This window comes from Mesorhizobium sp. LCM 4577, assembly GCF_001854795.2.
GTDB classification, from domain to species: Bacteria; Pseudomonadota; Alphaproteobacteria; order Rhizobiales; family Rhizobiaceae; genus Mesorhizobium; species Mesorhizobium plurifarium.
Genome location: NZ_MDDU01000008.1, coordinates 134,719 through 159,001 on the forward strand (window position 1 = coordinate 134,719; position 24,283 = coordinate 159,001).

26 protein-coding genes are annotated in these 24,283 nt (G+C 64.7%); 5 read left to right on the plus strand and 21 right to left on the minus strand.

Going from position 1 to position 24,283, the window contains the following annotated elements:
- Positions 1–34: 34 nt before the first annotated feature.
- Positions 35–490: a Crp/Fnr family transcriptional regulator gene (locus tag LCM4577_RS12950; RefSeq protein ID WP_071071516.1), complete on the plus strand. Its 456-nt coding sequence runs from the start codon at positions 35–37 to the stop codon at positions 488–490.
- A gap of 107 nt (positions 491–597) precedes the next feature.
- On the opposite strand, the gene xth is transcribed toward LCM4577_RS12950, so the two are convergent.
- The 7 genes from xth to tesB form a co-directional block, all read right to left on the minus strand.
- A complete protein-coding gene (xth, locus tag LCM4577_RS12955) occupies positions 598–1,404 on the minus strand; it encodes an exodeoxyribonuclease III (RefSeq protein WP_041002936.1) in 807 nt (268 codons plus the stop codon).
- Between the two features lie 351 nt (positions 1,405–1,755).
- The gene (locus tag LCM4577_RS12960) at positions 1,756–2,424 is read right to left on the minus strand and encodes an outer-membrane lipoprotein carrier protein LolA (protein WP_040991441.1); all 669 of its coding nucleotides are present in this window, start codon (positions 2,422–2,424) and stop codon (positions 1,756–1,758) included.
- A gap of 198 nt (positions 2,425–2,622) precedes the next feature.
- A complete protein-coding gene (locus LCM4577_RS12965; RefSeq protein ID WP_071071518.1) occupies positions 2,623–5,298 on the minus strand; it encodes a DNA translocase FtsK in 2,676 nt (891 codons plus the stop codon).
- 206 nt (positions 5,299–5,504) lie between these two features.
- The gene (locus tag LCM4577_RS12970) at positions 5,505–5,780 is read right to left on the minus strand and encodes a hypothetical protein (protein ID WP_041002938.1); all 276 of its coding nucleotides are present in this window, start codon (positions 5,778–5,780) and stop codon (positions 5,505–5,507) included.
- Positions 5,781–6,092: 312 nt separating this feature from the next.
- Entirely contained in the window at positions 6,093–7,421 is a 1,329-nt protein-coding gene (locus LCM4577_RS12975; RefSeq protein ID WP_371410046.1) for an ammonium transporter, read from the minus strand.
- Positions 7,422–7,470: 49 nt separating this feature from the next.
- Positions 7,471–7,809, minus strand: coding sequence for a P-II family nitrogen regulator (locus LCM4577_RS12980; RefSeq protein WP_023679755.1), 339 nt, complete (start codon positions 7,807–7,809; stop codon positions 7,471–7,473).
- A gap of 247 nt (positions 7,810–8,056) precedes the next feature.
- Positions 8,057–8,920 (minus strand): acyl-CoA thioesterase II, encoded by an 864-nt coding sequence (gene tesB, locus LCM4577_RS12985; protein ID WP_071071520.1) that lies wholly within the window; start codon positions 8,918–8,920, stop codon positions 8,057–8,059.
- Between the two features lie 103 nt (positions 8,921–9,023).
- Here tesB and LCM4577_RS12990 point away from each other — a divergent pair, with 103 nt between their 5' ends.
- Positions 9,024–10,301: a ubiquinone biosynthesis hydroxylase gene (locus LCM4577_RS12990; protein WP_071034237.1), complete on the plus strand. Its 1,278-nt coding sequence runs from the start codon at positions 9,024–9,026 to the stop codon at positions 10,299–10,301.
- A 100-nt stretch (positions 10,302–10,401) separates the two neighbouring features.
- Here LCM4577_RS12990 and LCM4577_RS12995 read toward each other — a convergent pair whose 3' ends face one another.
- The 3 genes from LCM4577_RS12995 to LCM4577_RS13005 form a co-directional block, all read right to left on the minus strand.
- Entirely contained in the window at positions 10,402–10,932 is a 531-nt protein-coding gene (locus LCM4577_RS12995) for a hypothetical protein (protein ID WP_071071522.1), read from the minus strand.
- Positions 10,933–11,040: 108 nt separating this feature from the next.
- The gene (locus tag LCM4577_RS13000) at positions 11,041–11,397 is read right to left on the minus strand and encodes a YciI family protein (protein WP_040991435.1); all 357 of its coding nucleotides are present in this window, start codon (positions 11,395–11,397) and stop codon (positions 11,041–11,043) included.
- Positions 11,394–11,612: a hypothetical protein gene (locus LCM4577_RS13005; RefSeq protein ID WP_071071524.1), complete on the minus strand. Its 219-nt coding sequence runs from the start codon at positions 11,610–11,612 to the stop codon at positions 11,394–11,396. The genes LCM4577_RS13000 and LCM4577_RS13005 overlap by 4 nt, the downstream gene beginning before the upstream one ends.
- Positions 11,613–11,817: 205 nt before the next feature.
- Here LCM4577_RS13005 and LCM4577_RS13010 point away from each other — a divergent pair, with 205 nt between their 5' ends.
- Positions 11,818–12,243: an OsmC family protein gene (locus LCM4577_RS13010; protein WP_071071526.1), complete on the plus strand. Its 426-nt coding sequence runs from the start codon at positions 11,818–11,820 to the stop codon at positions 12,241–12,243.
- 218 nt (positions 12,244–12,461) lie between these two features.
- On the opposite strand, the gene LCM4577_RS13015 is transcribed toward LCM4577_RS13010, so the two are convergent.
- The 7 genes from LCM4577_RS13015 to LCM4577_RS13045 form a co-directional block, all read right to left on the minus strand.
- Positions 12,462–13,097, minus strand: coding sequence for a YceH family protein (locus LCM4577_RS13015; protein WP_071071528.1), 636 nt, complete (start codon positions 13,095–13,097; stop codon positions 12,462–12,464).
- A 226-nt stretch (positions 13,098–13,323) separates the two neighbouring features.
- Positions 13,324–14,103: a succinate dehydrogenase iron-sulfur subunit gene (locus LCM4577_RS13020; protein WP_071071530.1), complete on the minus strand. Its 780-nt coding sequence runs from the start codon at positions 14,101–14,103 to the stop codon at positions 13,324–13,326.
- Positions 14,104–14,538, minus strand: coding sequence for a DUF3052 family protein (locus LCM4577_RS13025; RefSeq protein ID WP_071071532.1), 435 nt, complete (start codon positions 14,536–14,538; stop codon positions 14,104–14,106). It abuts the gene before it with no gap.
- A gap of 2 nt (positions 14,539–14,540) precedes the next feature.
- Complete coding sequence (gene sdhA, locus LCM4577_RS13030) at positions 14,541–16,376, minus strand: succinate dehydrogenase flavoprotein subunit (protein ID WP_071071539.1); 1,836 nt, start codon at positions 16,374–16,376, stop codon at positions 14,541–14,543.
- Between the two features lie 4 nt (positions 16,377–16,380).
- Complete coding sequence (gene sdhD, locus LCM4577_RS13035) at positions 16,381–16,776, minus strand: succinate dehydrogenase, hydrophobic membrane anchor protein (protein ID WP_040987777.1); 396 nt, start codon at positions 16,774–16,776, stop codon at positions 16,381–16,383.
- Positions 16,776–17,198: a succinate dehydrogenase, cytochrome b556 subunit gene (sdhC, locus tag LCM4577_RS13040; protein ID WP_071071541.1), complete on the minus strand. Its 423-nt coding sequence runs from the start codon at positions 17,196–17,198 to the stop codon at positions 16,776–16,778. The genes sdhD and sdhC overlap by 1 nt, the downstream gene beginning before the upstream one ends.
- A gap of 402 nt (positions 17,199–17,600) precedes the next feature.
- Positions 17,601–18,134: a hypothetical protein gene (locus tag LCM4577_RS13045; RefSeq protein WP_244508306.1), complete on the minus strand. Its 534-nt coding sequence runs from the start codon at positions 18,132–18,134 to the stop codon at positions 17,601–17,603.
- 318 nt (positions 18,135–18,452) lie between these two features.
- Between LCM4577_RS13045 and LCM4577_RS13050 the strand changes: the two genes are divergently transcribed.
- Complete coding sequence (locus tag LCM4577_RS13050) at positions 18,453–18,809, plus strand: hypothetical protein (protein ID WP_071034220.1); 357 nt, start codon at positions 18,453–18,455, stop codon at positions 18,807–18,809.
- Here LCM4577_RS13050 and LCM4577_RS13055 read toward each other — a convergent pair.
- Together LCM4577_RS13055 and LCM4577_RS13060 are read right to left on the minus strand one after the other, a co-directional pair.
- Complete coding sequence (locus tag LCM4577_RS13055; protein ID WP_071071543.1) at positions 18,793–19,995, minus strand: diguanylate cyclase; 1,203 nt, start codon at positions 19,993–19,995, stop codon at positions 18,793–18,795. The two genes, LCM4577_RS13050 and LCM4577_RS13055, sit on opposite strands and share 17 nt — an antisense overlap.
- A 343-nt stretch (positions 19,996–20,338) precedes the next feature.
- Positions 20,339–21,535, minus strand: a complete 1,197-nt coding sequence (locus tag LCM4577_RS13060; protein WP_071071545.1) for a GGDEF domain-containing protein — start codon at positions 21,533–21,535, stop codon at positions 20,339–20,341.
- A 159-nt stretch (positions 21,536–21,694) separates the two neighbouring features.
- Here LCM4577_RS13060 and LCM4577_RS13065 point away from each other — a divergent pair, with 159 nt between their 5' ends.
- Positions 21,695–22,000 carry a hypothetical protein gene (locus LCM4577_RS13065; RefSeq protein WP_040987789.1) on the plus strand — a complete coding sequence of 102 codons (306 nt, stop codon included), beginning with the start codon at positions 21,695–21,697 and terminating at the stop codon, positions 21,998–22,000.
- 65 nt (positions 22,001–22,065) lie between these two features.
- On the opposite strand, the gene leuC is transcribed toward LCM4577_RS13065, so the two are convergent.
- Positions 22,066–23,475: a 3-isopropylmalate dehydratase large subunit gene (leuC, locus tag LCM4577_RS13070; RefSeq protein ID WP_071071547.1), complete on the minus strand. Its 1,410-nt coding sequence runs from the start codon at positions 23,473–23,475 to the stop codon at positions 22,066–22,068.
- A gap of 274 nt (positions 23,476–23,749) precedes the next feature.
- The coding region (locus LCM4577_RS13075) for a transposase (RefSeq protein WP_206744897.1) at positions 23,750–24,283 on the minus strand (534 nt) is incomplete at its 5' end.

Genomic DNA, 24,283 nt, shown 5'->3' on the forward strand with positions numbered 1-24,283 from the left:
GGGACTGGACTGACCGCTCGGGGACACAGCTAGGATGGCGCTGGATGATGACATCCTCATCCTGTCCAGCGTGAAGCTTTTCCAGGGCTTCACGCAGGAACAATTGCGCCTGCTCGCCTTCGGCGCCGAGACCACGGTGCTGCAGGCCGACCATAAGCTCTACCGCGAGGACGACGTCGCCGACTCGGCCTACATCGTGGTCACCGGCTTGATCACGCTCTATCGGGAGCTAGGCGGCGAACGCGTCCCGATCGGCACGGCGGGCCCGGGCACCATGCTGAGCGAACTGGCGCTGATCGCCGACACCAACCGGCTGACCAGCGCCTCCGCCGCGGTCGATTCGGAAGTGATCCGGCTGAGCCGCAAGATGTTCCACCGAATCCTGGAAGAATACCCGGAGATCGCAGTTCTGTTGCATGAGCGCATCCTGGAGGAATTCCAGCAGATGATCGCCCGTATCGAGGAACTGGCGCCGCGCTTTACGGGGTAGGACTCGACGAAACGCGCAATCGCGACTTCGTCATTCCAGGGCGGAGCAAGGAGCGAAGCCCGTGGATGACGACCTGAGAGGCGTGCGCCGCCCTCTCCGCCGCCGCGTCAGTCCAAGTCAAATTTCGCGATCACCGGCACATGGTCGGACGGCTTTTCCCAGCCGCGCGCCGCCTGCAGGATCTCGTAGCCTTTGAAAGCCGGCACCAGGTTGGCGGAGGACCAGACATGGTCGAGGCGGCGGCCGCGGTTCGACGCTTCCCAATCCTTCGCGCGATAGCTCCACCAAGTGTAGAGCTTCTGCTCGGCCGGCACGTTGAGCCGCATCAGGTCGACCCAGCCGCCGGCCTCGCGCATCGCCTCGAAATTTGTCGTCTCGACCGGCGTGTGGCTGACGACGTTGAGCAATTGCTTGTGCGACCAGACGTCATGCTCCTGCGGCGCGATGTTCAGGTCGCCGACCAGGATCGACGCGGACGATTCGTCCCCGCTCGCCGGCACGCCGTTCATCTCATGGACGAAATCGAGCTTGTGCCGGAATTTGCGGTTGATCTCCGGATCCGGCTCATCGCCGCCGGCCGGCACGTAGAAATTATGCACCAGCACCGATTTGCCGCCCGCCTGCACCCTGACCGACAGATGCCGGCTGTCGTCGATCTCGCAGAAACGCCGCTTTTCCACCAACTCGATCGGCCGGCGTGCGACGGTGGCGACGCCGTGATAGCCCTTCTGGCCATGGAACAGGATGTGCTCGTAGCCCGCCTTGCGGAAGGCCTTTTCCGGGAAGAGCTCGTCGGGAACCTTGGTCTCCTGCAGGCAGAGCACGTCGGGCGCATGCTCTTTCAACAGCCGCTCGACGATCGGCATGCGCAGGCGCACGGAGTTGATGTTCCAGGTGGCGATGGTGAAAGGCATGCGGCGAGTCCGGACGGCAAAAGTCGCCGCACTAGTGCCAGTGAGCGCGGGCGAAGACAAGCCGAAGCATGGCGCAAGCCTTCGAGATTGGACAAAGCCTTCTCAACTTCGTCATTCCAGGGCGGAGCAAGGAGCGAACCGACGCGCGCAGACCCTGGAATCCATGCCGTGACGTGCGAGCGCTGCAACGGTGCAGACCTCAGCACCGAACGCCGGCACAGAATAGTGTTCTTCTGCACCGCATCGTTCCTCGGCAAGCGCAACGGCATGGATCCTAGGGTCTCCGCTCCGCTCCGCGTCGCTTCGCCCTAGGATGACGAAGCTACTGACCAGCCCGCCAAGTTAGCGGTTTTAGCGCGTTCTCGTGTTCAGCTCTCTGTTCGCCGTGTAGTCGATCGCGAACGTGTCGGGCGGGAAGCTGACGCCTTCCTTGGTGTTGAAGATCATCACCGTGGTGTCCTTGCCTTGCGCATCGGTGATCGTCCACTGCCGCAGATCGTAGGTCTTCGGGTCGAACATCATGGTGATCATCGCATTGCCGAACACCGACTTGTCGGACAGCTTGATGGTGGTGAGGTCGTCTTCTTCCTTGACCGCCTTGACGCGCCCGCCGGAGAGGTCGATCCGATCATCGAGCAGCAGCTTCAGCGGCGTCTTCGACAGCGGGTAGAGGTCGGAGGTGTTGAGCTTCTTGTTGAGGATCACCACCGACTTGCCGTCGGAGATGACGCGGAAGTTCGAGGAGCCGTCATAGTTGAAGCGGATCTTGCCGGGGCGCTCGAGGAAGAACTTGCCGCCGGTCTGCTCGCCTTTCGGCCCGAACTGGACGAACTCGCCGCTCATCGACTTCACCGAGGAGAAATGATCGGCGATCTTCTGCGCCGCCGGCGGCACCGCGGCCTGCGCGGCGGCCACGAGCTGGTAGCCCGGCACGAGGTTGAGCGCGGCGGCTCCGCCAAGCATCAGGCCGAGGCCGAGAAGCTGGCGGCGGGTGAGGGCGAATTCGGTCTGGGTCTTCATGCCGGTCACTTCCTGTGATTCGTGTCGCCGCAGTTTCTGGACTCCCACTGGGGCCTAAGTTTGGCGGATGCGCGACAGCTCCGTCGCATGAACGCGCCAGACGATTTCCGGTTGCCTGCCGGCCCGGACCGGCGTCTTGCCGGGCCAGGGGCTTGTCGGGCTTCAGGTCCGGCCGGCCTCACCTGAATGTCGACAGACCTAGAATTTGTCCTCTTCCGTTGGGACCAGAATCTCGCGTTTGCCGGCATGGTTGGCTGGACCGACAATGCCCTCCTTCTCCATCTTCTCGATGATCGAGGCGGCGCGGTTGTAACCGATGCCGAGCCTGCGCTGGATGTAGCTGGTCGAGGCCTTGCCGTCGCGCAGCACCACCGCCACCGCCTGGTCGTAAGGATCGTCGGAATCCTCGAAATTGCCGCCGCCACCGCCGCTGGAGCCGCCCTTGCCCGACGGACCGTCCTCGTCGTCTTCCTCGTCGTCTTCGGTGATGGCGTCGAGATATTCCGGCACGCCCTGCAGCTTGAGGTGCCCGACGACCTTCTCAACCTCGTCGTCCGAGACGAACGGGCCGTGCACGCGCTGGATGCGGCCGCCGCCAGCCATATAGAGCATGTCGCCCATGCCGAGCAGCTGCTCGGCGCCCTGCTCGCCGAGAATGGTGCGGCTGTCGATCTTGGACGTCACCTGGAAGGAGATGCGGGTCGGGAAATTGGCCTTGATGGTGCCGGTGATGACGTCGACCGACGGGCGCTGCGTGGCCATGATGACATGGATGCCGGCCGCGCGCGCCATCTGGGCCAGGCGCTGCACCGCGCCTTCGATATCCTTGCCGGCCACCATCATCAGGTCGGCCATCTCGTCGATGATGACCACGATATAGGGCATCGGCTCGAGATCGAGATCCTCGGTCTCGTAGATCGCCTCGCCGGTCTGGCGGTCGAAGCCTGTCTGCACCGTGCGCGAGATCTTCTCGCCCTTCTTCTCGGCCAGCTGCACGCGCGCGTTGAAGCCGTCGATGTTGCGCACGCCGACCTTGGACATCTTGCGGTAGCGGTCCTCCATCTCGCGCACGGTCYATTTCAGCGCGACAACCGCCTTCTTGGGATCGGTGACGACCGGCGTCAAAAGATGCGGGATGCCGTCATAGACGGAGAGCTCCAGCATCTTCGGGTCGATCATGATCAGCCGGCATTCCTGCGGCGTCATCCGGTAGAGCAGCGACAGGATCATGGTGTTGATGGCGACCGACTTACCCGAGCCGGTGGTGCCGGCGACCAGAACGTGCGGCATCTTGGCGATGTCGACGATGACAGCCTCGCCATTGATGCTTTTGCCGAGCGCCAGCGCCAGCTTCATCTTGGTCGTCTCGAAGTCGCGGCTGGCCATGATCTCGCGCAGATAGACCGTCTCGCGCTTGGCGTTGGGCAATTCGATGCCGATGGCGTTGCGGCCGGGCACGACGGCGACGCGGCAGGCGATCGCGCTCATCGAGCKGGCGATGTCGTCGGAAAGACCGATGACGCGCGACGACTTGATGCCTGGCGCCGGCTCCAATTCGTAAAGCGTGACGACCGGGCCGGGGCGGACATGGATGATCTCGCCCTTGACGCCGAAATCCTCCAGCACGCCCTCGAGCAAGCGCGCATTCTGCTCCAGCGCGTCCTTCGAAAGGCTCGCATCCTTTGCGATGTTCTTCGGCTCGGACAGGAAGTGCAGCGACGGCATCTCGAACGTGTCGGAACCGATCAGCGAGGTCTGGGCCTCGCGCTGGATGCGCGCGCCCGGCACGGGGCGCGCCGCCGGCGCGGCGACGCGGGTCGCGGCATCGGAGCGGAAATTCTGCACCTTGGCGCCAGCGCCGCGACGCTGGACAGGCGCTTCGTCGTCGAAGTCGTCAAGGTCGACGTCTTCGTCCTGCTCGTCGTCGAATATATCCTGGTCGGCCGGATCGACCGAGGCGCTGCGGTCGTTGACCATGGCGGCGAAGAATTCCGGCTCGACGCGGGCGCGGCCGCCCGGACTCATCCGGCTTTCGGCGAACTCGGCCGATTCGACGCGTTCGGCGGCCCGCCGCCAGGCGCTGGCCTTAGGCTCCATCGGCGGTTCGAACTCGTCGCGCTCGCGCCTGCGCCGCTCGGCGCGGCGGTGCAGGAAGGCGCGGAACGACAGCCACCAATGGGTGACGGCGCCGAGCGCGAGTATCCCCTCGTCGCCCTCGTCCTCATCCTCCTCGAACAGCATCTCGTCCTGCTCGCGCGGATCGGGTTGGGCGGCGCGTTCCATGACGGCAAAGCCGTTCTTGCGCGCGATCAGCGCCGAGCCATAGGCGAACAGCCAGAAGGTCGGCGCGGCGAGGATGACCGCGATGATCGTCGCGAAAAGGCCTTTCGGGTAACCGCCGACGGCGATACCCGGGATTTTCAGCACCATGTCGCCGAACACGCCGCCGAGCCCGGTCGGCAGCGGCCAGGTGTTGGGCGGCGTCACGCAGCCGGCGATGGCCGCGGCCAAAAGCGCGAAGCCGAACCAGGCGAAGCCGCGCTTCGGCAATTTGTCGACGCCGCGCGCGGAAAACAGGAGGAAGCCCCAGATCACCGCCGGCACCAGCCCCGCTACGGCGGCGAGACCGAAAAACTGCATGGCGAGGTCGGAGAACACCGCGCCCGCATAACCCATGGCATTGGTGACGACATTGCTGGTGGCGTGCGAGAAGCTGGGGTCGGCGACGTTCCATGTGGCCAAGGCGGCGATGCCGAAGGCGGTGAACAGGAACAGCCCGGCGCCGACCAGCCGCCCGACCTGGCGCCGCGCGAATGCCTGGATGCCGTGCCCCGTATCGGTCAGCGCGAGCGGTGCTGAGGCGCCTGAACGCATGCTCTTCCCCGTAATCGTTGCCTGGCCGGGCGCATGGCGCATTCCGGCAGATTCGAACGCCAGACTATCGGGGGGAAGGTTAAGGCCGCATTAACCATGGGTCTTTACCGGATTGGCTCCAACAAAGATGGCAGGCCTTGCGGCCCGCCATCCCTGCTTGAAACAGCAAAACGATCGGGCTCCTTCCGGACCCGATCTGCCGCAAATCACCTGTTGCCGGCGTAAGTCACCAGGTTGGCGCAGAACTCGGCGTGAGGCTTGCTCATCGCCGCGTCCTGGCATTCCTTCATCATCATGTCCTGCTTGTCCTTCGGCATCGAAGCCCAGGCCGCTTTGAAGTCGGCCTCGGACTTCATGGTCTTCATGCTRGAGTCGGTGAAGAACGGGGCCATGTTGGCCGGCTCATCGAGAGCACCGGCAAGTGCAACGCCGCTGATCATCGAAAGAGCCATTGCTCCCAGGAAGATATTCTTGATGTTCATCAGGTGGTTCCTTCCCTTTTGTTTGGCGAACGCCTTGATGACGGTCGCTATCCCAGTACGGAACCTGGAAGGCCGATGTTTCACACCGACGCGATCAAGTGAACGTGATCGAGAAGGCTTGGATGGCCGCCCGACAAAAAAGGAGGCCCGGAAGGTTCTTCCGGGCCTCAAGGCGTGAGCTCCTTTCGAGAGCGTCACGACGGGATCTTGGGAGGAAATTCCGGGCCGGCGGGAGGAGGATCCGCCGGCCCTTGGTGCAATTCCGAACGGTCCCGGTCCGGAATTGCGCCGAAGCAGAGAGCGAAATGAGCCTTACGGCACCACTTCGCCGTGCTGGGTGACGTCGAGGCCTTCGACCTCCTCTTGGGTCGACGGACGCAGGCCGACCAGCGCCTTGACGATGTAAAGGATCACGAAGGTGGCGATCGCCGTCCACAGGATGGTGAAGACGATGCCGTAGAGCTGCTTGCCGACCGAGGCGTCCTTGCCGAGCGCGTTGATCGCCGGATCGGCGAGCGCGCCGGTGAGCAAAGCGCCGACCACGCCGCCGACGCCGTGCACGCCGAAGGCGTCGAGCGAGTCGTCATAGCCGAACGCATGCTTGAGCTTGACCGCCGACAGGTAGCAGACGACGCCGGCAATGATGCCGACGATGAAGGCGCCGGTCGGGTTGACGAAGCCGGAAGCCGGCGTCACCGCGACGAGGCCGGCGACCGCGCCCGAGATGATGCCGAGGACCGAAGGCTTCTTGGCGACGATCCATTCGGCGAACATCCAGGCCAGCGCCGCGGCGGCGGTGGCGACCTGCGTGTTCATCATGGCCGCGCCCGCGAGGCCGTCAGCCGCCAGTTCCGAACCGGCGTTGAAGCCGAACCAGCCGACCCACAGCAGCGAGGCGCCGATCACCGAGTAGACCAGGTTGTGCGGCGCCATGTTGGTGGTGCCGTAGCCCTCGCGCTTGCCGAGCACCAGCGCGCAGACCAGGCCCGCGACACCGGCGTTGATGTGGACGACCGTGCCGCCGGCGAAGTCGAGCACGCCGGCCGAACCAAGGAAGCCGCCGCCCCACACCCAGTGCGCGATCGGCGCATAGACGAAGACCAGCCACAGGCCCATGAAGATCAAGAGCGCCGAGAACTTCATGCGCTCGGCGAAGGCGCCGGCGATCAGCGCCGGCGTGATGATGGCAAAGGTCATCTGGAACATCGAGAAGACGAATTCAGGGATGTTCGCAACGCCCGGCGCCCACAGCGTCGCGGTGGTGATGCCGTGATGGAAGAATTTCGTGAAGCCGCCGATATAGGCGTTCGTGGCGCCGCCGTCGGAGAAGGCCAGCGAATAGCCGAACATGAACCACAGCACCGTCACCAGGCAGGTGATGGCGAAGCTCTGCATGATGGTGGCGAGCACGTTCTTCTTGCGCACCATGCCGCCATAGAACAGCGCCAGGCCCGGAATGGTCATCATCAACACCAGCGCCGTCGAGGTCAGCATCCAGGCGGTGTTGCCGGTATCAAGCGCGGGCGCCGGCGCGGCAGGCGCAGCAGCGGTGGCTGCCGGGGCGGCCTCCTGCGCGATGGCGGCGACGGTGCTCATGGCCACGAGCGCGAGCGAAGCGGCCGCGCGTCCCGTCGTCTTCAAGGTGGAAGGAATATTCATTGAACTCTCCGTTGGAATGGATGGTCGCCGCTCAGAGCGCGTCGGTGTCTGTTTCGCCGGTGCGGATGCGCACCGCCTGGTCGATGCCGAAGACGAAGATCTTGCCGTCGCCGATCTGGCCGGTCTTGGCGGCCGCGGTGATGGCTTCGACGGCCTTGTCGACCATGTCGACCGCGACGGCGACCTCGATCTTGATCTTGGGCAGGAAGCTGACCGCGTATTCCGCGCCGCGATAGATTTCCGTGTGCCCCTTCTGACGCCCGTAGCCTTTGACTTCGGTGACGGTCAGGCCCTGGATGCCGACGGCGGTGAGCGCTTCGCGCACCTCGTCGAGCTTGAACGGCTTGATGATTGCCATCACGATTTTCATAAGGTTTCACCCTTTGCTGTTGCGGTCCCCCGCGTTTGCACACCTTCACCGATCCCGAGGAGCCGGAGAGTGCTCGACAGGATTCAAGCTCCGTGCCAGTTGCCGAAGCAGGGTGTTAACCTATTGTAAACAAAGGGGATGGCCAGCCGGTGCACATCATTCGCRCACGGGCCGGCAGGCACCGCGGCCTAAAAAGTAGGCAGAAAATCAAAAATGCGCGTTTTGCAGGCAAATACGGGAAGCCGGCTCAACGTTTGAGCCGGATGAGCCCTTCCTGGGCAACCGAAGCGATCAGCGTGCCGTCGCGCGCGAACAGCGAGCCGCGGGTGAAGCCGCGCGACCCTTGCGTCGACGGGCTGTCCTGGTTGTAGAGGATCCAGTCGTCGAGCGAATGGCTGCGATGGAACCACATGGCGTGGTCGAGGCTGGCGGCCTGGATGTCGCGGTCGAAGATGGCGCGGCCATGCGCGAAGGTCGAGGTGTCGAGCAGCGTCATATCCGAAAGATAGGCAAGGACGGCCGCTTGCGTCGCGCGGTTTTCAGGCACCGGGCCGGTGGTCCGGATCCAGATATTCTGCTGCGGATCCAGCTTCTCGCGGCTCGTATAGTGTTTCAGCATCACCGGCTTCATCTCGATCGGACGATCGCGCTCCCAGTAGCGCCTGATGYCTTCCGGCACCGCCTCGCCGAATTTTCCCAGCAGCTCGCGCTGGGTGAGCAGCGTGTCGGGCGCCGGCACGTCGCGCGGCATCGGCAGCTGGTGCTCGAGCCCGATCTCATCCTGYTGGAAGGACGCCTCCAGCGAGAAGATCGCCTGGCCATGCTGGATCGCCACGACCCGGCGCGTGGTGAAGGAGCCGCCGTCGCGGATGCGGTCGACCTCGTAGACGATCGGCAGCTTGGTGTCGCCCGGCCGCATGAAATAGCCATGCAGCGAATGCACATGGCGTTCCGGCTCCACGGTGCGCTGCGCCGCGACCAGCGCTTGCGCGATCGTCTGGCCGCCAAAGACGCGCTGCCAGTCGACCTTGGGGCTGCGACCACGATACAGATTGTGTTCGAGCTGCTCGAGGTCGAGAATGTCGAGAAGCTCGTCCATGGCCGCGGTCATGTTTGAAATCCTTCAAGGATGTGCCATGGCCGGTTTCGGACAGGACGCGCAGGCAGTCAAGGCCGCAAACGGCAACCGGCCGAAGCCGTGAAAGGATGATGCCATGGTCGACCGCAAGCCGAAGGAAGCGGAAGCGAACGGAAGCCGCGAGACGCCGCTCGACGTGCTCATCGCCGGCGCAGGCTATGTCGGCCTCACGGCGGCCGTGTCGCTGAAGCAGGCGAGGCCGGGCCTCGCCATCGCCGTCGTCGACGCCGCCCCCGCCGGAGTCTGGCAGAAAGACGGCCGCGCCTCGGCCATCGCGGCGGCCGCGAGCCGCATGCTGGAACAGCTCGGCGTCTGGAAAGAGGTCGCGCCGCAGGCGCAGGCGATCACCGAGATGATCATCACCGACTCGCGCGCCGCCGACCCGGTGCGCCCGGTGTTTTTGACCTTCGACGGCGAGGTGGCGCCGGGCGAGCCTTTCGCTCACATGGTCGCCAACCGGGATCTCAACGGCGCGCTGCGCCGGCGCGCCGAGAAGCTCGGCATCGACATCATCGAGGGCATGGCGGTCAGCGCCTTCGACACGAGCGGCGCCGGCATCACCGTGCATCTGGCGGACGGCGCGACGCTTAAGGCGCGGCTGCTTGTTGCCGCCGACGGCGTCAATTCGAAGCTGCGCGACATGGCCGGCATCAAGACGGTCAAATGGGAATACGGCCAGTCCGGCATCGTCTGCACGGTGGCGCATGAGCGCCCGCACAACGGCCGCGCCGAGGAGCATTTCCTCCCTGCGGGCCCCTTCGCCACGCTGCCGCTGAAGCCGGACAAGGACGGCACCAACCGCTCGTCGATCGTGTGGGTGGAGCGCACGGAAGATGCCAAGGCGCTGGTCGAGGGCGACGAGTTCGTCTTCGAGCATGATCTGGAACAGCGCTTCGGCCTGAAGCTCGGCGAAATCCGCGTCGCCGACAAGCCGCGCGCCTGGCCGCTCGGCCTGACGCTGGCGAGGGCCTTCGTCGCGCCGCGCATCGCGCTCGCCGGCGATGCCGCGCACGGCATCCACCCAATCGCCGGCCAGGGGCTCAATCTCGGCTTCAAGGATGTGGCGGCGCTCGCCGAAGTCGTGGTCGAGGCCGACCGGCTCGGCCAGGACATCGGCGCCCTCGACGTGCTCGAGCGCTACCAGCAATGGCGCCGCTTCGACACGCTGCAGATGGGCGTCACCACCGACGTCTTGAACCGGCTGTTCTCCAACGACATCGGCCCGCTGCGCGCCGTGCGCGATCTCGGCCTCGGCCTGGTCGAGCGCATGCCCAGGCTCAAGGATTTCTTCATCCGCCAGGCCTCGGGCCTGTCGGGGGACACGCCACGGCTGCTGAAGGGCGAGGCGATCTGAACGATTGGCGTAAGCCATTCAAACATCGTCATCCACGGGCGGAGCGCGAGGGCTTTCGGCCAATCACGAAGGCAGGCGATCCGATCGTCGCTGTTTCAATTCAGTTCACCTCGAAGCCCAGCTTCTGCCGCAGCCTCAGCATCCGCTGGTCGGCGATCCTGAGGCTCTGCTCGCCGCCTTGAGCGACGCGGTTCAGCATCCTAAGCAGGTCGTCGCGCTCATGCGGATCGAGACGCTCGCGCAGGAACGGCGCCAGCGTGTCGATGACGATGGTCGCGTCGTCGATCTGCGCGGCGGCCCATTTGCCGTAGACGACCGCCTCGTCGGTCTTCTTCGGATTTTCCGCGATCTGCGCGATCACCTCGCGGATGACGCCTTCGCGCTGCGGCAGGATCGGGCCATGCTCGGCAACGATCGCGGTGATCAGCGTCGCGGCCGCTACCACCGGATCGTCGATTGCGGTCAATGGCGAAAGTGCTGCCTGCTTGCGCAGCTTCTTCCGGCGAATGTTACCTTGCACGCGTCCGATGACATCGGCGACCTCGTTCGCCGCCTCGTTCATCGCCTTCAGCCGATACCACCAGAAGGCAGCCGCGCCGAGCACGCCAAGCAAAGCGATCAGGAAAGGCATGYCGAATTCCCCCGAAATCCGAGCAACGATAAGAGAAGTGCGGCATCGCTTCAACAAGCGACAATCGCGACGATGAACAAATCCCATATACGCCGTCGTTATACGGCGTCATGACCCTGGTATGTCGTAGATCGCCCTGATCTCGACGGTGCCGAGCTCGGCCAGCGGAATGCCTTCGGCAATCTTCAGCGCTTCGGCAAGGTCGGCCGCCTCGATCATGACGAAGCCGAGCAGCTGCTCCTTGGTCTCGGCGAACGGTCCATCGGTCACCAGTACCTTGCCCTTGCGCCGCCTGAGCGATTTCGATGTCTTCACCGACTGCAGCGCCTGCGCGATGACCAGCTTGCCTTGCCGGTCGAGTTCCCGATCATAGCCGAGCGAGTCGGCATCGAGCCTGGCCGCGCGCTCAGGGGTCAGCGCATAGAGGTTCTTTTCCTCGCCATAGACCAGCAGGACATATTTCATTTCGAGCTTCCTTTCGTTGACACGCCATGGAAGGCGACGGTGTCGGTTCTGCTGGCCGTCGCCGCATGATCGAGTATGCATGCCGCGACACCGATGATGGCGATGGCCACCGCCAGCCGACCGAAGCCGAGCGTCGGCGAATCCAGCCAGAACTCTTCAAGTCGCACGCCTTTTCGTCCCGGCCTTCCCCAGATCGCAAGAAACAGACTATCCATCCTTAATCTCCGTCGGCCGTGAGTGGCCGCCCGCAGGACGGTCGGGCCGACGGGAAGTCGACATTTTTGCACGCGCTTTTTTTCGCGAGTTTTCTGGAACACAATCATACCAGGCCAAGGATGGCCTTCCGCTACACCCGCGCTATAGTTTGCGAGGACGTCGGCGCCCGCCGGCGAGAAACCCCGAACACACAGGGAGGACTCCATGGACCGCACTGCAAACGCCGTCTGGAAAGGCAATCTGAAGGAAGGCAACGGCACGCTGGACACGCAAAGCGGGACCTTGAAGGGCACGCCCTATTCGTTCAAGGCGCGCTTCGAGGACGAGAGCGGCAAGTCCGGCACCAATCCGGAAGAGCTGATCGCCGCCGCCCATGCCGGCTGCTACGCCATGCAGCTGTCGCACTTCCTCGCCGAAAACGGCACACCGGCCGCCGAGCTCGACGCCAAGGCGGTGGTGACGCTGGTGCCGGGCACGGGCATCACCGGCAGCGCCATCACCCTGGTCGGCAAGGTGCCCGGCATCGACGCGGCGAAGTTCAAGGAACTGGCCGAGAAGGCCAAGGCCGAATGCCCGGTGTCGAAGGCGCTGGGGGCGATAAACGTCTCGCTGGATGCGAAGCTCGCGTAACGGCGCCTTCTAGCCGCCGGCAGGCATTCCTTCGCCCCCCTCTCTGCCCTGCCGGGCATCTCCCCCTCAAGGGGGGAGATCAGATGTCACTGCGGCTTTCGCTAATCGCCAACATTGCCAGCGGAGCGCCGGCGCCGAAACTGCCAATCTCCCCCCTTGAGGGGGAGATGTCCGGCAGGACAGAGAGGGGGGCCTCGCGCCAACGCTTCTAGTGAGCGCTAGCCGCCCAGCGCCTCGATCTTCGCCCGCAATGCGGCGACCTCTTCCTCCAGCGCCTTGACGCGCGCCTCAAGTCCGGAATCCACAGCTACCGCTGGCGGCTGCCAAGGCGCCGCCACTGCCGCTTCCACCGGCCCGCTCAGCAAATGCACATAGCGCTCCTCGCGCTGTCCGGGCGCGCGTTCGAGCAGTTGGATCAGCGGCGGCCTCCGCCCGATCATCAAATCGAGATTGTCGCGCAGCTCCTCGATCGAGGCGAAGCGCGCCATGCGCTCTGAACGCGCCAGCAATTCATGCGCCGTCTGCGCGCCGCGCAGCAGCAAAAGCCCGATCACCGCGATCTGCGGCGTGGTCAGCGAAAAGCGCTGCGCCATCAGATGCTCGTAACGCTCGACCCGCGAGGCGAAGGCCTGGCGCACCAGACCTTTCTGCTCGAGCGTGCTCAGCGCCCGCCGAACCTCGGTCAGCTCCAACGCCATCACCGGCTCGCGCGCCGTCTTCTGGTTGGCGGCCTGATGCGCGCCATTGAGCGTCAGCGGATAGACGTCCGGCGTCAGTTCCTTCTTCTCGATCAGCGAGCCCAGCACGCGGGCTTCGACGGGGGAGAGGACGGGGAGATCGGTCACTGGCTGCAATCCTTTCTGACGCTGGCGGGACAGCGCCCCCCTCTGTCCTGCCGGACATCTCCCCCACAAGGGGGGAGATCAGCGGCTTCGTCAACAGCGCTTATTCTTCGACGGCAGCGATTGGCGAAAGCCGCGGTGACAGCCAATCTCCCCACCCGTGGGGGAGATGTCCGGCAGGACAGAGGGGGGCGCGAAGGATCGCTGCCTTCGAAGCACCACGAGCGAATTCGCCCGACTAAACCCTTCTCTCCACCATCATCTTCTTGATCTCGGCGATCGCCTTGGCCGGGTTCAACCCCTTCGGGCAGGTCTGCGCGCAGTTCATGATGGTGTGGCAGCGATAGAGCCGGAAAGGGTCTTCGAGGTTATCGAGCCGTTCGCCCGTCGCCTCGTCGCGGCTGTCGATCAGCCAGCGATAGGCCTGCAGCAACGTGGCCGGGCCGAGATAGCGGTCGCCGTTCCACCAGTAGCTCGGGCAGGAGGTCGAGCAGCAGGCGCACAGGATGCATTCGTAGAGCCCGTCGAGCTTCTCGCGGTCCTCATGGCTCTGCAGCCATTCCTTGGCGGGCGTCGGCGAGACCGTCTTCAGCCACGGTTCGATCGAGGCGTGCTGGGCGTAGAAATTGGTGAGATCGGGCACAAGGTCCTTGATCACCGGCATATGCGGCAGYGGATAGACCTTCACCGCGCCGGAGATGTCGTCCGCCCCCTTGGTGCAGGCCAGCGTGTTCGAGCCGTCGATGTTCATGGCGCAGGAGCCGCAGATGCCTTCGCGGCAGGAACGRCGCAGCGTCAGCGTCGGATCGATCTTGTTCTTGATCCACAGGAGCGCGTCGAGAACCATCGGCCCGCAATCGTCCATGTCGACGAAATAGGTGTCCATGCGCGGATTTTCGTCGTCGTCCGGCGACCAGCGGTAGATGCGGTATTCGCGCAGGTTCGTGGCGCCCTCCGGCTTCGGCCAGGTCTTGCCCTGCTTGATCTGCGAATTCTTTGGAAGCGTGAGTTCGACCATTTACCTGCGGTCCTTTCGGATGACGAGCTTCAGCCCGGACCAGATTTCGTTGACGGCGGCGACCTTGACGTCGACCAGGTCGCGCTTCAGCGCCTCGGCGCGGATCACACCCTCGGTGACGTCGGTCGGCACTTTCGATGCTTTCTTCGGCCAGGAGACCCAGACCATGCCGTCGCGCTTGATCGCCGTCTCGAGGTGAGCCAAGCCGTCCTTGATCTCGGCGCGCTGCCGGGTGAAGGCGTGCACGGCATCGTATCTCTGCCGACCCGATATCGCGGACCACTCGGCGAACCGATCGACGTCCGCAAAGGCCACGGTCCCAGTCAGTTCATCGAGCTCCGGCGGCAGCGCGATGAAGGCGGCGACCATGCCGTCCTTCAGGCCGAGCTTGGCCGGAAGGGACGTGCCGGAATATCCCGCGGCCGCCAATGCCATGGTCAGTAGACCCTCGCCTTCGGCGCGATCTTGGCGAGGCTGATGCCGCCGTCCTTTTCCGCCAGCAGCGGCTCGGTATGCACCGGCCGGTAGGTGAGCGTCACCGTGCCGTCTTCGCTGAGATGCGCAAGCGTATGCTTGCGCCAGTTGGCGTCGTCGCGCTTGTCGAAATCCTCACGCGCATGCGCGCCACGGCTCTCCTTGCGCGCCTCGGCGCCGTAGACCGTGGTGATGGCGTTGGCCATCAGGTTCTCCAGCTCAAGCGTCTCGACGAGGTCAGAATTCCAGATCATCGAGCGGTCGGTGACCTTGATGTCCTTGAGTTCGCCCCAGAGTTCCGAAATGCGCCTGCAGCCGTTCTCCAGCGATTCCTGCGTGCGGAACACGGCGGCGTCTTCCTGCATGGCGCGCTGCATTCTCTCGCGTAGCACCGCCGTCGGGATGGAGCCGTTGGCGTGGCGCAGCCGGTCGAAGCGTTCCATGATCTTTTCGACCGAAGCTTCGTTGGGCGACGGGATCGCCGATTTGCGGTCGATCACCTGGCCGGCGCGGATGGCCGCCGCCCGCCCGAACACAACGAGGTCGATCAGCGAATTCGAGCCAAGCCGGTTGGCGCCATRCACCGAAGCGCAGCCGGCCTCGCCGACAGCCATCAGACCGGGCGACACGCGGTCGGGATTCTCTGGCGTCGGGTTGAGCACCTCGCCCCAATAATTGGTCGGCACGCCGCCCATATTGTAATGCACCGTCGGCAGCACCGGGATCGGCTCCTTGGTAAGGTCGACGCCGGCGAAGATCTTGGCCGATTCCGAAATACCGGGCAGCCGCTCGTGCAGCACCGCCGGATCGAGGTGGTCGAGATGCAGGAAGATATGGTCCTTCTTCTTGCCGACGCCCCGGCCCTCGCGGATCTCCAGCGTCATGCAGCGCGAGACGACGTCGCGCGAGGCAAGGTCCTTGGCCGACGGCGCATAGCGCTCCATGAAGCGCTCGCCCTCGGAATTGACGAGATAGCCGCCCTCGCCGCGCGCGCCTTCGGTGATCAGGCAGCCGGCGCCATAGATGCCGGTCGGATGGAACTGCACGAATTCCATGTCCTGCAGCGGCAGCCCGGCTCTGGCCGCCATGCCGCCGCCGTCGCCGGTACAGGTATGCGCCGAGGTCGCGGAGAAATAGGCGCGGCCGTAGCCGCCCGTCGCCAGCACCACCATCTTGGCCGAGAAGCGGTGGATGGTGCCGTCGTCGAGGTTCCAGGCCACCACGCCGGTGCAGGTGCCGTCCGGCTCCATGATCAGGTCGAGCGCGAAATACTCGATGAAGAACTGCGCGTTGTTCTTCAGCGACTGGCCGTAGAGCGTGTGCAGGATGGCGTGGCCGGTGCGGTCGGCGGCGGCGCAGGTGCGCTGCACCGGCGGACCGTCGCCGTAGTTCATCATGTGGCCGCCGAACGGCCGTTGGTAGATCTTGCCTTCCTCGGTGCGCGAGAACGGCACGCCGTAGTGCTCGAGCTCGTAGACGGCGGCCGGCGCTTCGCGCACCATATATTCCATGGCGTCGACATCGCCCAGCCAGTCCGAGCCCTTGACGGTATCGTACATGTGCCACTGCCAGGAATCCGGCCCCATGTTCGACAACGAGGCGGCGATGCCGCCCTGCGCGGCAACGGTGTGCGAGCGGGTCGGGAACACTTTGGTGATGCAGGCGGTGCGCAGCCCCTGCTCGGCCATGCCGAGCGTGGCGCGCAGCCCGGCGCCGCCGGCGCCGACGATCACCACATCGAATTTGTGATCGACAAAAGTGTAGGCGGAAGCCGTGCCGGCGGTATTTGCGTTGGCCAAGACGTCAGCCTCCGAATGCGAGTTTGAGCAGGGCAAACAGCGAAGCGACGCCGACCGCGACTGCGAAGAAGGTGTTGAGGGCGATCAGCGCCAGCTTCATGCCTTCGCCATGCACATAGTCCTCGATGATGACCTGCATGCCGAGCCGCATGTGGTAGAGGCCGGAGATGAGCACGAGCGCCAGCACGAGCGCCACGAAGGGGTTGGCGAGCGACGCCCGCACGTCCGTGTAGCCGTGGCCGTTGACCGCGATCAGGAAGCCGACGAAGAACAACAGCAGCGGGATGTTGGCGATCGCCGTCAGCCGCTGGCGCCAGAAATGCTGCGTGCCCTCGCGGGCCGAGCCCAGGCCGCGCACCTTGCCGAGCGGCGTGCGCATGTCGGTGTTGTTCGCGCTCATCAGAAAGCTCCCCGCGCCATGTAGCCGGCGATCCAGATCAACAGCGTGAGCACGATCGAACCGGCGAGCGTCGCCCAGGCGATCTTCGACGCGGTGTGTTTTTCCAGCCCCGCGCCGGTGTCCCAGACGAGGTGGCGCAGCCCGCCCAGCATGTGGTGCATCAACGCCCAGGTGTAGCCGAACAGAACCAGCCGGYCGAGCCAGGAGCCGAAGGCCCAGTTGACCCAGTCGAAGGCGGCCTGCGAGCTTGCGGCGGCGATCAGCCACGCCGCCACCAGCAGCGTTCCGAAATAAAGCGCGCCGCCGGTGATGCGATGGATGATCGACATCGTCATCGTGATCGGCGGCCGGTAGACAGTCAGATGCGGCGAAAGCGGCCGTTCACGTCTGGCAACTGCGCGGGTGGCTGGTGATTTGCTCATGGCTCCCCCAGATCGGCATCCTGGAAGCCGCGATGGGAATGCGGCGTTTGCCATGTTCATATATGGCCCGGACAGCCGGTTTCTAATGCGCTTTTTGCACCGCGTCAAAGCCGGAAAATCGKTTTGGAAACATCATTTAGTCTGACAAATGGACGGCGGCGCGCTTCAATCGATTAGCGGCTGCTTCGAAGCCGGCGCAAGGTCTCGCTGCAGCGCAACAAAGAGCGCGCGCCGGTGGGTTGAGGTTCAGGTCAGGCCGAGTCGGAGTCGAAGACGGGCGCGAAGCGACCAAACAAGGCGGTTTCCGAGAACCGGAGCGGAGCGTACTTGAAGTACGTGAGCACCGGAAGCGCAGGAAGCTGCCGTTTGCAGGCCGGCCTCACCTGAAGGTCAGCCCACCGGCTATCTCCGACAGGTCTGCGGGGTGGATCCCCTCTTCATCACCAGCGCTTCGCGTCCATCGATCACGATTGCGTCATGCGTCGCCGCTTCCTGGTAGCGGCTGCTCTGGTTGGCGGGCGAGGCCGCGAATTCCTCGGTCGTGCCATCCTGGCGGACCACGCGCAGCGACGAGCCGAGATTCTGGATGGTGATCATGCCGCCATTGCCGCATCTATAGGTGGCCGTGCCGATGCCGGATCGCGGCACGGTAAGGTCGGTGACGATCTTGGTCGCGGGCGCAGGCGCTGCGGGCGTCTTGGCTGTTGCAGGCGCCGGGGCCGTTGCAGGTACCGGGGGCGTTGCGGCTGCCGGCGGCGCCCCGGGTGCCGCGGACGGCGGGGCCGGAGCGGGCGAGGCGGCGGGCGGCGCGGCATTCGCCGCCTTCGGCGCGCCGTCCTGCGGCACGCAGGCCGCGGCCGCGAGAAGCAGCGGGATGGTGATCGACACCCGAACCGTGTGGCCAAAGCTCATGCGCTGCCCTTTCGTGCGCGGCACGCTACAGCAATTCCAGGAAAAGTGTGAAACGGTTTTCCGTCCGGAATTGCGTCAAAACAAAGAGATAGAGTGGTTTGTCGTTTCCGTTAAACGACGAACCGCTCTAGCCACGCGACGCATCAAGATCAAGCTCACCCAGAGTCAGTCGACTGCATGGCCGCCCTGCGGCGGGTGAGAACCGGACCTTCGAAAATTAACCATGTTCCTTAAGAACCGGCGCCGAAGGCCTCCCGCCTCTTAACAAAGGTTAAGAAAGGGTTAATTTCCGATGCGAACCGGAACCCAGGCGCGATCGGTCGTGCCATCAAGGAGAGCGACATGCGTTCGAATTCAGTGCGGGCAAGCGTTGCCACCGCCGCGCTGGCGGGGCTGGTGACGGCAATCGCCGCGCCGGCCGAAGCCGGCCTGCGCCACCATGACCGCGTCTATGCCGATTCCTTCGGCAATCTCGTCATCGACAGCGCCGCCGGCTACAAGCGCATCATCGTCGGCGAGGGCAAGCTCGCCAAGAAACTTTCCGAATACACCAGCGCCGGCCAGCCGGACGTCGTCTATGACGATGCGGACGAGCCCGGCGCGCCCGGCTGCTACCAGCCGCCGGTGCTGGTCAAGGGCCGCTCCTATATGTACGGGCTTTCCGACGGCGAGATGCCCAATCTCAGCCCTTGCCGTTGAAGATCGTCGGCGTTTGGCGCCGCCTGAGCGCGCCTGACACGCGCACGCAGTCGCGGCCGGCATTCTTGGCTTCGTAGAGCGCGCCGTCGGCGCGCCGCAAAAGATCCGCAAAACCCTCGTCCGCGGCGARCTCGGCCACGCCGAAGCTTGCGCTGCAGCGATGGTCGGCCGGCAGGCCCTCGATCGGCAAGGCGCCAAAGGCGTTGCGCGCGCCCTCGGCAAACAGCCGCGCCGCCGCAAGATTGGTGCCCGGCAGGATGATGGCGAACTCTTCGCCGCCGATACGGCCGGCGACATGGTGCTCGGCGGCGGCTTCGCGCAGGAAACTGGCGAAGCTCTCGATCACGCGGTCGCCGCAGGCATGGCCGTAGCTGTCGTTGATGCTCTTGAAATAATCGAGATCGGCGATCACAAGCGCCACCGGCACGCCGCGCCGGACGGCATCCCGCATCGCAAGGTCCGCGTGGCGTTCGAAACCGCGGCGGTTGAAGAGCCGCGACAAAGCGTCGGTTTCCGATTTCGAGGTCGCCTCGTTGAGCGCGTCACGCACCAGGACGGCAAGCGCAAGCAACGCCAGCGCCAGCCCGAACACGGTGCCGAGCGATTGAGACACAAGCGCGTAGGCCGTCTGTACATAGGCCTGCGGATTTGCGCCCCACCCGCCCAGCGCGCCGGCGATGAGCGGCTTGGAGGCGAACTGCACGGCGCTGGCGCCGAGCACCAGCGCAAGCACATGGTCGAGCCGCGCGAGCCTTTGCCGGGAGGACAGCACGATGCCGAGCGCGGCGAATTGCATGGTAGCGTAAGGAAGCTGGTAGGCCATCATGCGCGTCAGCGACTGACGCGGCAGGTCCTGCACCAGATAGACGGCGACCGAGGCCACAACGAGGAAGCACAGCATCGGCGCCCAGGGCGGCCGCACGTCGTATTTATGGGCGAGCCCGCCGTTGAAGGCGACGGTTGCGCCGAAGAGCACGGCAAAGGCGGCAACGACCGGCAGCCGGGCGTCCGCGAAAGCAGGAATGCTGAACTCGATGGCGAAATAGGCCATGCCGAGCAGGTAGCTGAAGGCAAGCCAGCGCGCCGACACGCGCCCGGTATCATAGACAGCAATCGCCATGAACGCCGCCGCCAGCAGCCCGGCGACGACGAAGTTGATCATCAATATGAAGTCGGCGCTGCCCATGTCTTCCTTCGTCGAACGTTCCGGACAGAAAACCATCGACGGGCGAAAAACACGTTAATGCTAGCTGCGGTACGGAACCGCAAGCCTTGGCGGTTAGCCGCAAAACTTATCCTGTCGTCGTTCCAGGGCGGAGCAAGAAGCGAAGCGACGCGCGCAGACCCTGCAATCCATGCCGTGACTTCAACGCGCCACCGCGATGCAGAATTCTGCGCCGCTGCACTTTCGTTGAGGTTACGGCATGGATCCTCGGGTCAAGCCCGAGGATGACGAGGCTGCATAGGCCTCGGCCAATCGCGAACGTTGCGATCGCCTGCCGGGTTCGGGCAGCCTGGGTCAGTGTACCTCAGCCGACGGCGAGCGGCACGGCGACGAAGGCGGTTTCGGGTCTCTCGTAGGAAAGCCGCACGCTGTCGCGGCCGTTCTTCTTGGCCTTGTAGAGCGCCTCGTCGGCGCGTCGCATCAATGGCATCAGCCCTTCCTTGCCGGTGCGGGCGGCGACGCCGAAACTCGCGGTGACCCTGGTGCCGGCCGGCAGGCCGTCGATCGTGCCCGCCGAATAGAAGGCGCGGATCGCTTCGGCGAAGAGCCTTGCCGCTCCCAGGTCGGTGAGAGGCAGAAGCACGGCGAACTCCTCGCCGCCGATGCGGCCGGCGGCCCCGCGCGCGCCGGTGGCGGAACGCAGCTTGGCGGCGAAATCGGCGATCACCCGGTCACCGGCCTCATGCCCATGCTGGTCGTTGAGCGCCTTGAAGTGATCGAGATCGGCAAGCACCAGGGCGACGGGAAATCCGGCCTTGCCGCACTGGTCGAGCAAGAGGGTCGCCCGCTCCTCGAAGCCGCGGCGATTGAGGATGCCCGAGAGCGGGTCGGTATGGGTTTCGGCTTTCAGCGCCTTCATCACGTCGAGCGCCGCCGCGGTGAACAGGCAGAGCGCGATCAGCAGCGACAAGAGCGCGTGCGACAGCAGCGCCGTCGTCCAGTAGGACGAGGCATAGAGCTCGTCATAGCCTTTGAACGGTCCGTGCGCGATGATGACGGCCAGCGTCCTTACGAAGAAGTTCAGTCCGGAAAGCAACGCCAGCGCGAGCAAGATCTTTTCCGTCGGGCCATTGCCGCGCACCACGCGCAGCTCAGCGGCGGCCAGCAGGCTGATGCCGCCAAGCGCGAAATTGACGACGAGGATCCTCCATGTCAGGTCCGGCTGAACGAACAGGAACCAGCAGAATGCGGCCATTCCGCCCAACGCCAGCGCGGCGATCCCGGCATAGGGGACGGGCCGGCCCTGGCGCGCGATAATGGCGCCAACCAGACAGGATCCGGCAACGCAGAAGCACAGGTTGGAGAGGAACTTGGACGGCGCCAGGCCGACCGGGAGGGTGAAATGCTGGAACAGGAAACCGGCCGCGGCGAGAGCATAGCTCGCCGCCAAGACGGCCAGATAGGGACGATGGCGCTGATAGGACCACAGCACGAGGAACGCAGCGCCGAGCGCCAGCGCTATCGTCGGATTGAGCAGCGCTATGAGCAGACCGGTGTCCAAAGGACTGCGACTTTCCCCAACTTACCCAAGGGGAGATACTAGGACTTAAGCCCAAACAAGCGGTTAAGCCTCGATAGATACGTTGCACGCCACGCGGAACCGGCCTGCCTGAGCGGCGTTGTCCGGCCAGACAAGAAACGCCAGACGGAGACGATCGAGATGGCCGGCACGATCACTTTGACGAACCACGATGAAATCCGCTCCTGGGCGGCGGCACGCGCCGGCTTCCCGGCCATCGTCGACGTCTCGCCCGAGGCCGGAACGCAGGCCATGCTGCGGCTGGTTTTTGGGCAGCAGGCCTATGAGGACGAGGACCGCCCGGAGCGCCCGATCAACGCCGGCGGCTACGAGCTCGTGGAGTGGGACGAGTGGTTCAAGATCTTCGACGAGCGGCAGCTGGCCTTGGTCGTCGCCGCCGACGAGCCCGGCCGGCGCGAGGAGTTTCACGAGATCATTCGCAGATAGATCGCTGAAAAGCAAAAGGCCCGGACGTATTGTCCGGGCCTTTGTCAAGCACCGCAGGCGGGCGGTTACTTCCAGTCGCGGATGTCGACGAAGTGGCCAGCGATCGCCGCCGCTGCCGCCATGGCCGGCGAGACCAGATGGGTGCGGCCCTTGAAGCCCTGCCGGCCCTCGAAGTTGCGGTTCGAGGTCGAGGCGCAACGCTCATGCGGCTTCAGCCGGTCGTCGTTCATGGCCAGGCACATCGAGCAGCCCGGCTCGCGCCAGTCGAAGCCGGBGGCGAGGAAGATCTTGTCGAGGCCCTCGGCCTCCGCCTGTTCCTTGACCAGGCCGGAACCCGGCACGATCATGGCGTTGACCCGCGGATTGACCTTCTTGCCCTCGACCACCTTGGCGGCAGCGCGCAGGTCCTCGATGCGGCCATTGGTGCAGGAGCCGATGAAGACGCGGTCGAGCGCGATGTCGGTGATCTTGGTTCCGGGCGTCAGCCCCATATAGTCGAGCGCGCGGATCTTCGACGTGCGCTTGTTTTCGTCCGCGATCTCTTCCGGATCGGGCACAATGCCCTGCACCGAGACGACGTCCTCGGGCGAGGAACCCCAGGAGACGATCGGCGGCAGCTTCGCCGCGTCGAGCACGATCACCTTGTCGAAATGCGCGCCCTCGTCGGAATGCAGCGTCTTCCAATAGGCGAGCGCGGCGTCCCAGGCGGCGCCCTTCGGCGCGCGCGGCTTGTCCTTGACATAGGCGAAGGTCGTCTCGTCCGGCGCGATCAGGCCGGCCCGCGCGCCGCCCTCGATCGACATGTTGCAGATCGTCATGCGGCCTTCCATCGACAGCGAGCGGATCGCCTCGCCGGCATATTCGATGACGTAACCGGTGCCGCCGGCGGTGCCGATCTCGCCGATGATGGCGAGGATGATGTCCTTGGCGGTGACGCCTTCAGGAAGCTGGCCGTCGACGCGCACCAGCATGTTTTTGGCCTTGCGCTGGATCAGCGTTTGCGTCGCCAGCACATGCTCGACCTCCGAGGTGCCGATGCCGTGCGCCAAGGCGCCGAAGGCGCCGTGCGTGGAGGTATGGCTATCGCCGCAGACGATGGTCATGCCCGGCAGTGTGAAACCCTGCTCCGGCCCGATGATATGGACGATRCCCTGGCGGACGTCGTTCTCGGAATAATAGTCGATGCCGAAATCCTTGGCGTTCTTGGCCAGCGCCTCGACCTGGATGCGGCTTTCCTCGTTCTTGATGCCGAACTTGCGCTCGGGGGAGGTCGACACGTTGTGGTCGACCACGGCCAGCGTCTTCTCGGGATGGCGGACCTTGCGGTTCGACATGCGCAGGCCTTCGAAGGCCTGCGGGCTGGTGACCTCGTGCACGAGGTGGCGGTCGATATAGAGCAGGCAGGTGCCGTCGTCCTGGCGGTCGACGACGTGGTCGTCGAATATCTTGTCATAGAGGGTGCGCGGTGCGCTCATGTGCGTAAATCCGTCGATATGAGAATGGGAAAAGCTGCGCGGCCTTGGCCGGCGAGCGACTTCGATCAGTCGGCCAGTCTAAGTCGGCTGGTGAGCGCGCCACAGACCCGCGCGGAAAATCGCGACGGCAGGCGCTTCCTGTCCTGCAGCACGAACCCCTTGTAGGCCGGATCGCTGAAAAGCTTTTCCATGGCGGCGTAGATAGCAATGTTTTGGCTTTTCGGCAATTGCGGCCAGAACCTGGTTCCTCGCCCCACGAAGTGGGCTAGGCGATTCACACATCTCGTAGGCTCCAGCCCCGTGCGATGGATTGGAAGTACTGAAGGCCGTGGCGGAAGGTAATGGGGCCTGGCGGCTTGGACTTGGGATAGCCATCCCATCCTCCGAGCTTGGCGATGATCCATGCGGCCCAGGCCAGGGATTTGGGCGGGTGAGGGTTTTTCTGAAGTTCGGTCTTGCCCTCCAGCTCGGGCACCAGTGCCTGCAAGGTGTCGATTTCGGTAGGCGTAAAGGCGATCTCGGCCGACTGTGCGGATGCTCCGTCGCGAGCTTGGACAAGCTGCATGATGATGCAGGCGGCGCGCGCGGCGATGGCGGTCAGCTTCATCAACCGCTCGGCGGTTTCCAACTGACTGTCCTCCAATTGCAGGCCCTGCTGCTTCAGGGTGCGGAAGAACTGTTCGATGGTCCAGCGCATCCGATACCAGGCAACGACCTGCCAGGCCATGGCCGCGTCTTGAACACCATGGGTGGTCAGCAGGCGCCACACGATTGGCTCGGCATCCGCTGGCGCACCCACCTCAAGCAC

Coding starts and splice junctions, on each gene's coding strand:
- LCM4577_RS12995 (WP_071071522.1), bottom strand. CDS start 10,932: ATGCCTTTCCTGATCGCTTTGCTTGGCGTGCTCGGCGCGGCTGCCTTC.
- xth (WP_041002936.1), bottom strand. CDS start 1,404: ATGCCTTTCACCATCGCCACCTGGAACATCAACTCCGTGCGCCTGCGC.
- LCM4577_RS13065 (WP_040987789.1), top strand. CDS start 21,695: ATGGCCGGCACGATCACTTTGACGAACCACGATGAAATCCGCTCCTGG.
- LCM4577_RS13010 (WP_071071526.1), top strand. CDS start 11,818: ATGGACCGCACTGCAAACGCCGTCTGGAAAGGCAATCTGAAGGAAGGC.
- LCM4577_RS13005 (WP_071071524.1), bottom strand. CDS start 11,612: ATGGATAGTCTGTTTCTTGCGATCTGGGGAAGGCCGGGACGAAAAGGC.
- LCM4577_RS13025 (WP_071071532.1), bottom strand. CDS start 14,538: ATGGCATTGGCGGCCGCGGGATATTCCGGCACGTCCCTTCCGGCCAAG.
- LCM4577_RS12950 (WP_071071516.1), top strand. CDS start 35: ATGGCGCTGGATGATGACATCCTCATCCTGTCCAGCGTGAAGCTTTTC.
- LCM4577_RS13050 (WP_071034220.1), top strand. CDS start 18,453: ATGCGTTCGAATTCAGTGCGGGCAAGCGTTGCCACCGCCGCGCTGGCG.
- LCM4577_RS12980 (WP_023679755.1), bottom strand. CDS start 7,809: ATGAAAATCGTGATGGCAATCATCAAGCCGTTCAAGCTCGACGAGGTG.
- sdhD (WP_040987777.1), bottom strand. CDS start 16,776: ATGAGCGCGAACAACACCGACATGCGCACGCCGCTCGGCAAGGTGCGC.
- LCM4577_RS13000 (WP_040991435.1), bottom strand. CDS start 11,397: ATGAAATATGTCCTGCTGGTCTATGGCGAGGAAAAGAACCTCTATGCG.
- LCM4577_RS12990 (WP_071034237.1), top strand. CDS start 9,024: ATGGTCGACCGCAAGCCGAAGGAAGCGGAAGCGAACGGAAGCCGCGAG.
- LCM4577_RS12960 (WP_040991441.1), bottom strand. CDS start 2,424: ATGAAGACCCAGACCGAATTCGCCCTCACCCGCCGCCAGCTTCTCGGC.